Below are 12,444 nucleotides of genomic sequence, written 5' to 3'. Positions count from 1 at the left end.
TCCTATAATAATAACTTAGCGACCGGCTCTATCTCCACGATCTCCGCCGTCGTCTCGAAGCGAGCTTTGACATGCCCGCTGCGGTCGATCAAGAACTTGGAGAAGTTCCACTTGATCCCGTCTCCTTCGTAAATATCCGGATACTTATCCTTCAGAAAATCGTTCATCCATTTACCGTTAACGGTTCCAGTGTCGAAGCCTTGAAACGGCGCTTGCCGCGTCAAATACTGATATAAAGGGTGCGCATCGGAGCCTCTCACCTCGATTTTCTCGAACAACGGGAACGTCACGCCGAAGGTACTCTCGCAATATTGCCGCACTTCGGAATTGCCGCCCGGCTCTTTCGCGTTGAACTGATTGCACGGAAATCCGAGAATTTCGAGCCCCTGCTCGCGGTAGCTCTCATAAAGCCGCTGTAGATCGGCGAATTGACGCGAGTAGCTGCACCGGCTAGCGGTATTGACGATGAGTAAAACCTTGCCGCGATAGACGGACAAGTTAACCAACTCGCCTCCAATGGCATTCGCTTGAAAATCATAGATCGACATCGGGATAGCCTCCTTTGGGCGTCTGTTTGATATACTTACATCATAGAGCCCTACCACTTATTGGTCTAATATATAAAATGGATAGTCTTGATAGGAATCACCAATATGCCATCCAACTACCAACAAGCGAGGCGCTGCAGATGTTATCGGAAGACGTAATCATCGGAATCGACGGAGGCGGGACCCGCACTAGGGTCATGGTTTGCGATCTGCTTGGCAACGTGCTGGCTTATTGCGAGAAGGGATCCGCGTCCGTCTATAGAGACAGAAACGCATCGCATAACGTCCAGGGGGCAATAGCGGAAGCATTGGAGTTGGCGGGAAAAGAAAGGCATCACGTTAGAGGAGTCGGGGCGGGGATCGCCGGATACGATTCGGAATCCGACCTGGAATGGATCGTGCCTCTCACCGAACTACCCGGGTTGGCCTGTCCCAAGTGGCACGTTAACGACGCCATAGTCGCGCATTATGGAGCACATCTCGCGAATCCCGGGATCATCGTTATCTCGGGCACGGGATCCATCGTCGTCGGCATTAACGAGAACGGGCAGTATTTGCGTAATTACGACTTCCATCATTATGCCGCCAGTGCCGCCAGATTCATCGCCTACGATGCCGTCTTTGAAGTGCTTGCCGGCAACACCGATGAAACCGACGAGTCGCTCGTTCAGTCTATGCTGCGACACTGGGGCGTACAGTCTCTTTCTGATCTGTTCGAGCTGGCGCGGCAAGGGTTCACGGAAGAACGGCAACAGCGAGACAAACTATTCGGACGGTTCGCGCCGACCGTAACGGAAGCAGCCGAGCATGGAAGCTCACTCGCTATAAAAGTATGTAACCGCGCCATTAGCCAGATCAAAGTCGGAATCGAGTTGCTGGCCGCTTCTTTTGCTAACGATACGGTCGACGTTGCGTTCATCGGAAGCGTGATCAATAGCGCCTATTTCGCTCGAACGGTCAGCGAAACGCTGCTGCAAGGCAACAACAGGCGGTACAACGTCGTACAACCGAAGTTGCCGCCTGTCGCCGGAGGCGTATTGTATGCCATGAACCGGTTAACTCTGCCGATCACCGACGGGATTGTAAGCAACATACAAAAGAGCCGCTATTCGCGGCTCTAGATCGGTAGCCTATACGCTCTCACATTAACCCCGTCGCCCGCGGGTTGAAAATCGTTCTCCGGCACCCGCTCGAATCCGATTCTCTCGTACAACCGGATAGCGGGTTCCATGAACTCGCCGGTATGCAAACCGATATAACGATGCCCTTCGGCTCGCGCTCGCGCGATGCATTCCGTGACCAGTGCCGAGGCAACACCCTTCCCCCGGTAGTCCTCATGCACGGCAAGCATCCGAATTTCCGGGTAGTCCACGGCTTCGATATGTCCGTCATAGGCATCCGACTTGGCCGGAAACAACACTACGCTGCCTACCGGTTCGCCTCCGGATTCAGCCACGAAAAGCCGTGCGCCGGATTGTTGATCGGCTTCGGAAGCCAATGATCCCTCTAACGCTTTCCAATGACCCTCCGGAATGAGCCGCGCATAAGGAAGATAAGCTTTGATCCGTTGCTCCCGAACGTGCGCCAATTCATCCTGTCTGGCTTCGCGTATTTTCATGCGTCTATTCGCCCCCTTCTTGTTCTCGACTTTTCTAGCGAATGAGGTACTTGCCCTCTTGCCCGCTCAACCGATGACGGTCATGCGGAATATCCCAAGCCGATAGATCCGGTCCTTTGGGCAGCAGATGGACTTCCGGTTTGTCCGGGTTAATCGTTATAGATAGGTGGTAGTGGCGTTTGATCGCATCGAAATCCGTCGTATCGCCGAACCCCGGCGTATGGTACAAATCGCGAATGTAAGCCCACAAATGCGCGAATTCGCGAATCAGGCTGCGATTCGTCCGGAACGCGGTATAGTAGGCGGCATCGAAGCGAACTAGCGTCGTGTATAGTCTAACGTCCGAGTCCGTAATATAATCCCCGTGCAGGAACCGTCGGCCGGATAACAGCTCTTCCAGCGCGTCTAATCTAGCGAACAGCGTATCGTAAGCTTGTTCGTACGCCTCCTGTGACTGCGCAAAGCCGCACTTATACACCCCGTTATTCACTTCACGGAAAATCGTCTCGTTCAAAGCATCGATGTCGGCGCGCAAATGCTCCGGGTACAAGTCCGGGGCATCTTTCTTATGATACGGAGCCCAGACGGTTTCAAAATCGTTCGTAAGCTTGAAGTAGTTGTTGTTCACGACGCTCCGATCGGCGATCCGGACAATCGCGGGAACCGTCGGTCTTCCCGAATAGTCTGGATCCGCATTCAAGTAGAGCTCGCTTATATACCGAACGCCCAGAACGGGATCCACTCCGTCCGAGTCTAATGCGAACTCCCAATCGACGCGAGGCAGTCGCGGCCGCATCGGGCTCACCGTTCCCAAGCTAATCGCGCTCTCCAGCCCCAGCACTTGGCGGACAATGACGGCCCGGTGCGCCCACGGGCACGCGGCGCACCAGATGAGACGATATAGCCCCGCTTGAACGGGTAGCTCGCCCGGAAGCTCTCCGAATGACGTCGTGAACCTATTTACCTGACGATTGAAAGAGCCGTCTTGGTGGATTTCTGCGTTCAAAAGCTCACATCTCCTTTTACCCAGTCTCCCTCTATTATGCATCTATAGAGAGCGGATTGCCAAACGCGCGCCAGCTTCTCCTACAACCCCTTCTGCATCAGGTACATCTCCACTTGGACAAGCTCTTGAAACCCTATTTTCTTATAGACGGGATAGCCCTGAGGCGTTGCGTGCAAGATGGCGGCCTCGCAGCCGATCGCTTTTGCCTCGAGTAGCGGATGCAGGGTAATCGCTCCGCCTATGCCTCTTCCGCGCGCGCTTTCGAGAGTCGCCACGTTATAAATCCCGACCGTACCGTCATGGACGAATGAACTTACCGTAGCAACGGGAACACCGTCAAGCCAGCCTAGATAATGGCGTATCGGCGCATTTTCTCCGAAACCGACTCCCATAAAATATTGCTGAAAAGCCTGAGATACGACCTCAGGAAATCCGAACGCGGCTTGCACGATTCGAGCATACCGTTCGAGATCGTCTTTATCGCATACCTGCTTAACTTCGAAATTCGGAATGTCAGCTCTCTCTTGAGCTAAATCCCGTAACCGAAGCGCCATCCCGGGCATCGTACCTATCTTCTGAAAATCTTGAGCTTCTAACAACCCCGGCAGCTCCGATGGTTCGTTAAGCGACCAATTCAGCCAGATCGCCGGCATATCGTTTCGCCGATAGTAATTTGCCGTGTCGCGAACCTGGTCCGATAGCTCTGGAACGGAGGTTACCCTTGTTTCAATAACGCGGTTCAACATCGGATACGGAATCCCGGTCATATACAGCGTAATCCGGTCGTCATGCACATACTCGACTTGCGGATTGCTTGTCCCGATTTCGACGTAGAACTGGACCATATTATCGCGAATCGCTGCTTGCAGTGCATCAGTGTGGGCTGCCAAAGACAATCACTCCTTCTCTTTTCTCTATTTTATCAGCCGGCGCTCCCAAATTTCTCAAAAAGGAACTTAAATATAAATCTCGAATTCTACTACTATCGGGTAGTTAAAATATGATAACGGATAGGAGTTAGATACGATGATTAAAGGCTTTGGGGGCATATTTTGGAGAACTAAAAATCTTGAAGGTATAAAAAAATGGTACAGCGAAGCGTTGAAAATTGAAATAGAAAATTGGAATGGGACCGTGATTACGCCCCAATCCGGAAATGAGACTATCTTTTCTTTCTTTACCGAGAACGACGGTTATTTTCCAACAGAACAACAAGTAATGTTAAATTTCCAAGTACATAATCTAGACGAAACTATTAAGCATCTTGAACATATAGGTGTACCTCTTGCAAAGAAACCAGAGATCAGCGAATTTGGAAAGTTTGTTTGGATTGAAGATCCTGACGGTCGATTGGTCGAGCTTTGGGAGAAATAACGAGTTGTCCTTCGTTTACAGAGCCAATAAAAAAACGCATCCGAGCCCGTTAGGCAGCGATGCGTTCCCTGTTCTTATGGTCACCGGTTGGATTGGCGATCTCGCGTAGCTCCTGCAGTAGTTCATCAAGCTCGGAGCGAAGCTGGTGAAGCTCGTTCATGCATTGGGATTGTAGTCGGTTCAGCCCGTTGGCGTCCATATTGCCCGTCCGGATTTGGTACACTAGCTTGTTTTGCATCGTCTCGCTGTTGCTGATGCGAAATTCGGGTAATTTGGCGGGTTCCCGTTGCCCGGTGGCTATCGTTATCAATTTAACTCGCTCCTTAGCGTCTTTTGTTACATCATAACGGCGTATTGTTAATCGCGTATTCATGTATTGTTACCTATGTGTAATCTATGAAAATATCGCTATTATTCATGCGAAAGGCACCCGATCGGGTGCCTTTCGGCGATTATTGCATTGGGACAGCGTTAAATCACGAACTTCTCGTTCATCTCTTGCAGCTCGATGGCCATCTTGGACAAGGATTCCGAAGACGCCGCGATTTCCTGCATGGAAGCAAGCTGCTGCTGCGCCGCCGAAGATACGTTCTGCGTGGCCGCCGCGCTATTTTCCACGACTTGGTAGATGTCGTCCATCGCTGCGATCGTCTGCTCCGCTCCGCTGGAAATTTGACGCGACGACGCGGACACTTCTTGAATTTGCGATTCTAATTCGACGACGGAATGCTGGATCTGTTTTAACTATTTGGTAAGTATTAGCCGTATAATGAAAATGAGGTTGTTCGCTTCGTATCCCTCATATATTGGAATACAAGCAGGGAGTGATAACGATGGGGTTCGTAATCTTATTCGTAATCGTCTTTGGATGCGCGTGCGGCTTCATTCTCTTCAGAAGAAACAGGCTACCTTCTTATCAGGGGCCTAGCTCGGATTCGCCCCTCAAGCTCTCCGTCATCATTCCGGCCAGGAACGAAGAAATCAACTTGCCCCATCTCCTGGAATCCCTCCTGCAACAGACGCTTCACCCGTTCGAAATCATCGTCGTGGACGATTGCTCGGAAGACCGCACCAGACAAATCGCCGAAAACTATGGGGTAACCGTAATCGCGGGAACTAGCCCCCCGCCCGGGTGGACGGGCAAGAACTGGGCGGTATGGAACGGGTATACCCGATCTGCCGGCGATCATTTGGTTTTCCTCGATGCCGACATTCGTCTGGCACCCACCGCATTAGCCTCCTTGATGAAGGCGATGGAGCGAAAGTCCGGTGTTATCTCGGTCGTTCCTTATCATCACACCGTTCGCCTATACGAGAAGCTAGCCATGATCACGAATATACTAGGCGTGTTCGCCTTCACTTCTCCGTTCGAGCGGACGAATGCTAGCAAAGGACTGTACGGTGCCTGCATCGTGGCCTCGAGAGACGATTACGAGCGGGTTAACGGACATTCCAGCATCAAATCGGAAGTGCTCGACGATTTGTTCCTGGGGTCTCAATTTATGGAGGCCGGCATTCCCGTCACGAATTATATCGGGTACGGTCTCGTCTCGTTCCGCATGTATCCGCACGGCATTCGGAGCGAGCTCGAAGGCTTCAGCAAAGGCGCCGTGTTAAGCACTTCGACTCTCCGCCCTTGGACGATCGTTCCGACCGCCTTATGGACGCTAGGACTGCTCGTTTCCTCATCCGCGCTCTTCTTGCTCGGCAACGCTTGGGCATGGCCCTTATGGATCGGTTATGCGTTGTATATGCTGCAGATCGCGTATTTCATTAGGTACGTAGGAAAATTCGGCGTCCTTATTCCCGTGCTGCACGCGCTGTCTTCGTTATTTTTCGTCGTCATAATGCTGTACTCGCTGTATCAAGTCGTTGTTCTGAGGCGCGTAGCTTGGAAAGGACGACACATTCAAGTGGGGGGTAAAAGGGACCGATGATCGTTGTCTGTCTGCTCGCCGTTGGCGCGTTCCTATCCGGTTCCCTCATGTTCTCTTACTGGCTGGGCCTTGTGCTTAAGAAGAATATTACTTCCGTCGGCGACGGCAATCCGGGGGCATTGAACCTATGGAAAGCTTCCGGCATGAAATTCGGCTTGATCGGCATCGTATTGGACTTTATGAAAGGGTACGCGCCCGTCCTCTTGTTCATGGATTACGCGGACGGTTATGCGATCGTGCCGCTGGCTCTTGCCCCGATTGCGGGACATGCGTTCTCGCCTTTCTTACGGGGAAAAGGGGGCAAAGCGATTGCCGTTACTTTCGGTGTATGGAGCGCTTTAACGGGGTTCAAAGCGTCGTTGGTCTATGCCGTGACGATGGCAATCTTAGTAGCGATCTTCCGTTTACTCATTAAGGGAGCGTTCCCCTCTAGGCAAGCGGACGCGCTTCAGGTAGTTGCCGGTATGGCGGTAGTCGGCGCGTACTTGTATGGTTGGAAGTATGCGGGACCGATATTAGGGGTGTGGTTGGGCAGCATCATCCTGTTGGCGTATACGCATAGGGTCGAGCTTACCAGGATTATGAGGGCTGAGCGTGAGCGCCGACGGTAACCGGAGAATTAACCTAGGTGCGTCGTTATATTCAGTAGTCTTGTCCGAGAGACCATTCCGGCTTTCTCCAACGTCTTCTTCGAGCCGTCGTTGTAATACCAACAGCCGCTGATCGGCCGGATCCCGTGCTGGGCGCACCATTGCCGGAGCGCTTCGATGATCGTCGTCCCGACCCCTTGCCGCCGGAAAGCCTCGTTCGCGAACATGCCTATGCTCGCTAGCCCCGGCAATAGCTTCGATCGCTCGGCGATCCCTATGCCGAGTAAATCAGCTTCCCTATAATAGACGAAGAGTTCCCCGCTCGTTATTCGCCGCTCATAGGCGTCGAGGAAATCCCCGCACACCCGCTGAATCTGCTCCAGATCATCCAAGACGGCAAGCCGGAACGTCTCGTTATCCCGCACCCGGCTTCCGCTCGTATAGGTACCGCTATCTTGGAAAAAGTACGCCTGCTTGTTCACGACATAAGATTTGTCCAACGCTAGGCTGACAAAGAGCTCATCGCCTGTCGGTATGAATAAAGACTTTACGGCGTACTGTTCGATGACCCTGTCGAACAACGTTTGAGCGTGCATCTGCAAAGCATGCCGGATATAAAATTGCGTCAGAAGCCCGTTCTCGTGAATCGCGAAGTAGCCCATCTCGCCCGGCTCCTCGGTAATCCGATAGAAAGCCGACGAAACAATATGCTCCTCCAGAAAAGAGTCGAACGGAGAGGACAAACCCCGAAGATAATCTTGCATGAGTTGCTGAACGTCATCCATTAGGCACGGCTCGAAATTCACCCGCATCAGCTCCCCTCCGCGATAAAATAGCCGATACCCCGTAAGTTTTTGATCACTTCCTGATCGCCAAGGTGTACGGCTAGCTTCTTCTTGAGCGAATTGATATGGACTTTGAACGAGTTGGAAAACAAGTCGGTTTGACTGTCCCATACGTGCTCCATAATCTCTTCCGCGCTCACTACCTTATCCTTGTGCTGTAGCAAATATTCCAGAATACCGTATTCCTTCTTGGTTAAGTCGATCTTGTTATCTTTCGCGTAGGCTTGCTTTAACGCGCTATCGATTTTTAGGTGTCCGTGGGACACCTGCGTGTTCGTTACGATAAATTTACGACGAAGCAAAGCTCGAAGTCTAGCTTCGAGCTCTCTGAAGTGAAAAGGCTTCGCCATATAATCGTTGGCGCCGATGTCGAGCCCGGAGATCTTGTCCTCTACCTCGGAACGCGCCGATAAGATAAGCACCTTGATCTCCTGGTTGCTCTCGCGGATTGCTCGCAGCACGTCTAACCCGTCGAGCTTCGGCAAATTCAAATCCAGCACGATCGCGTCGTATTCGTTAACCTCCGCAAGCTGCAGCGCCTGTTCTCCGTCCGATGCGACATCTACGGCGTATCCGAATTTTCTTAGCCCCGTGCCGATTGCTTTCTGCATCGATAAACCATCCTCGACGACCAATACTTTCAGCGCCATCACCGCCCAAATTTCAATGTGAAGAAAAATAATAGCTTGCGGTAGGTTAAATCGCGGTTAAGTTTTCAACTCGTCGTTATCCGCCGAATAGCCTCCGTTAACGTCCGAGCCGCCTGTTCATGGGCTATTACGCCCGGATGGGCTCTTGCCCCCGCCGTCTCCTCCGTCATATTCGGAAGCTCAACGACGGACACCTTCGTATCCCCGGTCTGCTCCAAATAGGCCGCTACTGCGCGTCGGATCGCCTGCATCATTGGCGTGCCGAGCATCCCGTACGCCCAGACCATGTGCGCGCGTTGATTATGCCGCCTAAGCTTAACGAGGAAATTCACGGCTGCCTCTTCGAAAGCTCCGATATCTTCCTCGTTATAGGTACCGTCTTCGTTAAGACGCTGTTTATGCGTGGTTTGATTCGCCTCGTCTTTCCATTCCGGCGAATGGAAAGCTCCCCCGTCGTTCGTGCCTAGGTTCACGACCACGAAATCCGGCTGCCACGAATCGAAATCGTTCGGTTCGAACGCGCCTAATGCTTCGTTCTTCTCTCCCGTAAGCAAACCGCACACCTGCTCGTAATAGTCGGGAATGTTCGCGCGCGGATTGTTATCCCAGCTCGTAAGCACGCCCCACCCGCTTTGGGAGATGACCCGATAGTCCGCATCCAAGGCTTCCGCCGTCATCGCGGTATAGTTGCGGGTGGCGCTGAACCACATCGAGATCCAGTCCGCCTCGGGCTTGGCGCCTATGGCTCCTTCTCCGGAAGTGATGCTATCGCCAATGAATTCGATTTTGCAGGCTTTATCGGCTACGGGCAGAAACGCTCCGTCACCCTTCAAGGCATGAAGCTTCATCGAGCAGCGGGAATCTCCGCTCATCGCCTGTACGTCCCTTACGATACGCACGTTTTTGACGGTGTCCCCGCCCATCCCTCTGAATAAGCAAACCCAGTACCTTCCCGCCGTTAGCATTAATCTGCTTACGGGGACGGAGTTAATGACGATAGTCATCCATGGCTCGTACGTCTTGTAATCCGCCTCGACTTCGACCCACAGCTCTGACCCTGTTACATTGAGCTCCAAGGCGCTGCCTGTCCAAAATAACGTCAACGGCGACAGACGCCCTGTCGTTCTGCCATGTACTTTCAGATGATCGATGTCAGTTAGCGCGCGTACTTGCAAGTTGTTGTCGTTCATCGGTTATCGCTCCCCTATGCTTAAGGATTTATAACCTGATTTTATCTTAAACTGTCGGGAGCTAATACCACTCGATAGCTAGTAAAATAGCATCCTAGGCGGCGATTCAACCGCGCTGCGTTGCCCCAACCGCTTGTTTCTCGAACAACCAAATCAGCCCGTTCACCGCGACCGCCGCCATCGCCGCCAATAGGACGGATCCGCCCGCATGAATGAACAATACGGGAACCCAAGCCATCCCAAGCGTACGGTGCACGACGCGCATCCATTTGTTGCGGATTTTGGGGATATATATTCCGTAGCCCGCCAAGAACAGCAAGATAGCGAAGCTCGCGAGTCCGGAGTAAATTTTGTTATCGTCGATTCTCGTTACGAGCAAGTACGTACCGTGGGTTGCGCCTAGCGCAAGCGTTGCCCAGCCTAGCCACTTGTGAACCTTGTGTAGCAGCCTGCCGACATAGCGTACGATCGCGGAAGGCGACTTGAGCTTCTTCTTGAACCAGTACCAAGAAAACCCGGCGGCCGCGACATACAAAGCAATGGTCCCCATCGTCGTGAACAAGGCTCCGCCCTCCGGACGCCTCGGGCGAAAGTGCTCGCCGCTATTTAGCGAGTTCGTATAGTAGTAATAAGCCAATAACATCAAGGCCACCATTGCGCCTGCGATTGCCGGAATCCAAACTTTTTTTGTGTTTTTCATGGGCTAAACCTCTCCTTTTGGCACTATCGTTTCCTTGTAAGCTCAAATATATCGTACAAATCTTAATTTTGTATAAACTTAGGATGAAAAATGAAAAGGCACCCATCAGGGTGCCTCTAGCTCAACTAGACCCGCCTTATTCCATTCGCCGATGTCGCGAGAGTCGCTATTCTTTAACGATAATTTGTACCTCTTCTGCTGCATTCGTACCATCGAACATCGTTACGATCCATCGATGATCGGCAGAAATATATTCGGCCTTCGTAATGACCGGAATCTCCCAGTAGGCAACTCGATTTAATGCCGACCTAATCGCTTCCTCCGGCTTTAGTCGGGAGCTTCCTGACGTTTCTGCCTCTAATACGCGAATGCGTCTCGCCGTGCCTTGACCAGGGTTGGACGTTTCGATTTCGTCCTCTTTGAAGAACACCTCCACCTTTTGGCCGATAAGCAGTTCCTCGTGATCGGATCTCCTCACCCAAACGGCATCGTAATGGCGCTCGCGCAACGGATCCGCGGCAACGACGAGTATTTTGTTCGTCGCCTTCTTGACGATAAAACCTACCATTCCTGCGCCCCCGTTCGCTTCGTCGCCGTTGTCGCATCCAGTCAGAAGCGCTATCCCCATCAACAAACAGATGAAGCTTCTCATACTAATAATCGGTATCGGACGTGTACAAGGTGTAATCCGACCAATAGTGGTTTAAGTAGCTAATTTTCGTCGCGGTTGCAAAAGCATTCGCATCGTTCGTCGAAGATTTTGTCGACATAATTCCGAACAGGACGTAATTGACGGAAAGCGAACTGAACAAAGGAGCGCCACTATCCCCGTTATCCTGGAAAGCCCAGTTGGGGTTTTTGAGCTTAATCGTATCTTGATATAGACCGTTGTAGCTCGTACTTATTACCTCGCTGCAAGTATAACCCGTCGCCATCCCCGCTTTGCAGTAACTGGATCCCTGGGTAACATTGGCCGTCGCCGTATATTTATAGTCATACGCGGTCGTTGAGTTTCTAAGAATTTTGTTGCTTATCTTCCTTCCGGATTCCGTCACTTTAATAAGGCCGATATCGTGAGACACGGCTTTGGCCCAGTCGACGCCTACCTTCGTAGAAAATTGATAGATATCCGTTGTCCCATTTCCGCTCAAGCAGTGCCCCGCTGTAATAATATACCGTTCGGTTCCTTTCTTCGCGGTAGCCGTTAACGTGCAAAAGCCGCTAGTGGCAATGCCTCCGCCAATAACCGGAAAGTTATCCGTTCTGGAAATTGTCTCGACCTCTTCAGGAGTAGCCGCGTCCACTCGAATATCGAGTATATCGCCATATTTTTGCTGCAGCTTGTTCTGCGTTTCGGGTCTCATAGCTTTGGCCTCGACGACTACTTTCCCAAGCGCTTCGTCTATCGAGGTGCTGACTAAATTCGATCCGGCGCTCTCCAGCTCGGAGAAGCTAGCATAAATTTCACTGCTAACCTTTTTTAGCTCTTTCGTGGCGTACTTCGCTATTTTGATCTGGACTTTCTGCGCTGAAAATTTGTCTTTCAGCGCTTTGGCGATACGATCCGTGCCTGCATCCGGCTTCGCTATCGCCAGTACAAAACTACGGTCCTTATCCACGTAAAAGGTGCCGTACGCCTCATAATCGCCGATGATTGCTCTCGCGTCAGTAAGTTGGCGATTCTCCTCCTCGAACGACGCAGGGTTCGACTCGATTATCGGTTTTCCCTGTTCCGCGAATCCCGTAGACATCGAGACTAGGGTAAGGATTAATACGAACAACAGCATGGCTAACTTCTTCATAAATATGCCCCTTTCAGCTTTAGAAATAAGACCATTTATTTCCTTTAAAGGGTACCATAATGAAAAAGATATCTCGATGTTCAATTCTACGGAAAAAGCTGCGCATTTCCACGGAACAAAAAGGGGCTGTCCCAAAAGGTCATTTAGCTCGCTAAAAGACAGCTCGCATGGAAGAAGATAGATC

At 51.6% G+C, this 12,444-nt stretch carries 16 protein-coding genes; 4 read left to right on the top strand and 12 right to left on the bottom strand.

What is annotated here, in order from left to right; genetic code table 11:
* Window positions 1–2 precede the first annotated feature (2 nt).
* On the bottom strand, window positions 3–548 hold the full coding sequence (locus tag ACFPQ4_RS05020; RefSeq protein ID WP_378110683.1) for a glutathione peroxidase: 546 nt from the start codon (window positions 546–548) through the stop codon (window positions 3–5).
* Window positions 549–688: 140 nt separating this feature from the next.
* Between ACFPQ4_RS05020 and ACFPQ4_RS05015 the strand changes: the two genes are divergently transcribed.
* On the top strand, window positions 689–1,669 hold the full coding sequence (locus ACFPQ4_RS05015) for a BadF/BadG/BcrA/BcrD ATPase family protein (protein WP_378110682.1): 981 nt from the start codon (window positions 689–691) through the stop codon (window positions 1,667–1,669).
* Here the strand turns inward: ACFPQ4_RS05015 and ACFPQ4_RS05010 are convergent.
* The 3 genes from ACFPQ4_RS05010 to ACFPQ4_RS05000 all read right to left on the bottom strand — a co-directional run bounded on the left by ACFPQ4_RS05010 (window position 1,666) and on the right by ACFPQ4_RS05000 (window position 4,062).
* Window positions 1,666–2,166: a GNAT family N-acetyltransferase gene (locus ACFPQ4_RS05010; RefSeq protein WP_378110681.1), complete on the bottom strand. Its 501-nt coding sequence runs from the start codon at window positions 2,164–2,166 to the stop codon at window positions 1,666–1,668. The genes ACFPQ4_RS05015 and ACFPQ4_RS05010 overlap by 4 nt on opposite strands.
* A gap of 34 nt (window positions 2,167–2,200) precedes the next feature.
* Complete coding sequence (locus ACFPQ4_RS05005; RefSeq protein WP_378110680.1) at window positions 2,201–3,172, bottom strand: glutathione S-transferase family protein; 972 nt, start codon at window positions 3,170–3,172, stop codon at window positions 2,201–2,203.
* Window positions 3,173–3,252: 80 nt separating this feature from the next.
* Entirely contained in the window at window positions 3,253–4,062 is an 810-nt protein-coding gene (locus ACFPQ4_RS05000) for a GNAT family N-acetyltransferase (protein ID WP_378110679.1), read from the bottom strand.
* A gap of 136 nt (window positions 4,063–4,198) precedes the next feature.
* On the opposite strand from ACFPQ4_RS05000, the gene ACFPQ4_RS04995 reads away from it, so the two are divergent.
* Window positions 4,199–4,546 carry a VOC family protein gene (locus ACFPQ4_RS04995; protein ID WP_378110678.1) on the top strand — a complete coding sequence of 116 codons (348 nt, stop codon included), beginning with the start codon at window positions 4,199–4,201 and terminating at the stop codon, window positions 4,544–4,546.
* A gap of 49 nt (window positions 4,547–4,595) precedes the next feature.
* Here ACFPQ4_RS04995 and ACFPQ4_RS04990 read toward each other — a convergent pair whose 3' ends face one another.
* Window positions 4,596–4,856, bottom strand: coding sequence for a hypothetical protein (locus ACFPQ4_RS04990; protein ID WP_378110677.1), 261 nt, complete (start codon window positions 4,854–4,856; stop codon window positions 4,596–4,598).
* A gap of 161 nt (window positions 4,857–5,017) precedes the next feature.
* On the bottom strand, window positions 5,018–5,239 hold the full coding sequence (locus ACFPQ4_RS04985) for a methyl-accepting chemotaxis protein (protein ID WP_378110676.1): 222 nt from the start codon (window positions 5,237–5,239) through the stop codon (window positions 5,018–5,020).
* A gap of 140 nt (window positions 5,240–5,379) precedes the next feature.
* Between ACFPQ4_RS04985 and ACFPQ4_RS04980 the strand changes: the two genes are divergently transcribed.
* Together ACFPQ4_RS04980 and ACFPQ4_RS04975 are read left to right on the top strand one after the other, a co-directional pair.
* Window positions 5,380–6,483, top strand: coding sequence for a glycosyltransferase family 2 protein (locus tag ACFPQ4_RS04980; RefSeq protein ID WP_378110675.1), 1,104 nt, complete (start codon window positions 5,380–5,382; stop codon window positions 6,481–6,483).
* Window positions 6,480–7,094 (top strand): glycerol-3-phosphate acyltransferase, encoded by a 615-nt coding sequence (locus tag ACFPQ4_RS04975; protein WP_378110674.1) that lies wholly within the window; start codon window positions 6,480–6,482, stop codon window positions 7,092–7,094. Before ACFPQ4_RS04980 ends, ACFPQ4_RS04975 begins: the two co-directional genes overlap by 4 nt.
* Before the next feature lie 8 nt (window positions 7,095–7,102).
* Here ACFPQ4_RS04975 and ACFPQ4_RS04970 read toward each other — a convergent pair whose 3' ends face one another.
* From ACFPQ4_RS04970 to ACFPQ4_RS04945, 6 genes are all read right to left on the bottom strand, one after another.
* Entirely contained in the window at window positions 7,103–7,885 is a 783-nt protein-coding gene (locus ACFPQ4_RS04970) for a GNAT family N-acetyltransferase (RefSeq protein ID WP_378110673.1), read from the bottom strand.
* The gene (locus ACFPQ4_RS04965) at window positions 7,885–8,562 is read right to left on the bottom strand and encodes a response regulator transcription factor (RefSeq protein WP_378110741.1); all 678 of its coding nucleotides are present in this window, start codon (window positions 8,560–8,562) and stop codon (window positions 7,885–7,887) included. Before ACFPQ4_RS04965 ends, ACFPQ4_RS04970 begins: the two co-directional genes overlap by 1 nt.
* Before the next feature lie 71 nt (window positions 8,563–8,633).
* The gene (locus ACFPQ4_RS04960; protein ID WP_378110672.1) at window positions 8,634–9,758 is read right to left on the bottom strand and encodes an SGNH/GDSL hydrolase family protein; all 1,125 of its coding nucleotides are present in this window, start codon (window positions 9,756–9,758) and stop codon (window positions 8,634–8,636) included.
* 106 nt (window positions 9,759–9,864) lie between these two features.
* The gene (locus tag ACFPQ4_RS04955) at window positions 9,865–10,458 is read right to left on the bottom strand and encodes a hypothetical protein (protein ID WP_378110671.1); all 594 of its coding nucleotides are present in this window, start codon (window positions 10,456–10,458) and stop codon (window positions 9,865–9,867) included.
* 166 nt (window positions 10,459–10,624) lie between these two features.
* On the bottom strand, window positions 10,625–11,086 hold the full coding sequence (locus tag ACFPQ4_RS04950) for a DUF3221 domain-containing protein (protein WP_378110740.1): 462 nt from the start codon (window positions 11,084–11,086) through the stop codon (window positions 10,625–10,627).
* 25 nt (window positions 11,087–11,111) lie between these two features.
* Window positions 11,112–12,260: a S1 family peptidase gene (locus ACFPQ4_RS04945; RefSeq protein WP_378110670.1), complete on the bottom strand. Its 1,149-nt coding sequence runs from the start codon at window positions 12,258–12,260 to the stop codon at window positions 11,112–11,114.
* Between the last annotated feature and the right edge of the window lie 184 nt (window positions 12,261–12,444).

Source organism: Cohnella yongneupensis (assembly GCF_042655785.1).
GTDB classification, from domain to species: domain Bacteria; phylum Bacillota; class Bacilli; order Paenibacillales; family Paenibacillaceae; genus Cohnella; species Cohnella yongneupensis.
Note: the sequence above shows the minus strand (reverse complement) of the source record. Positions and strands in the feature narration are given on the sequence as shown.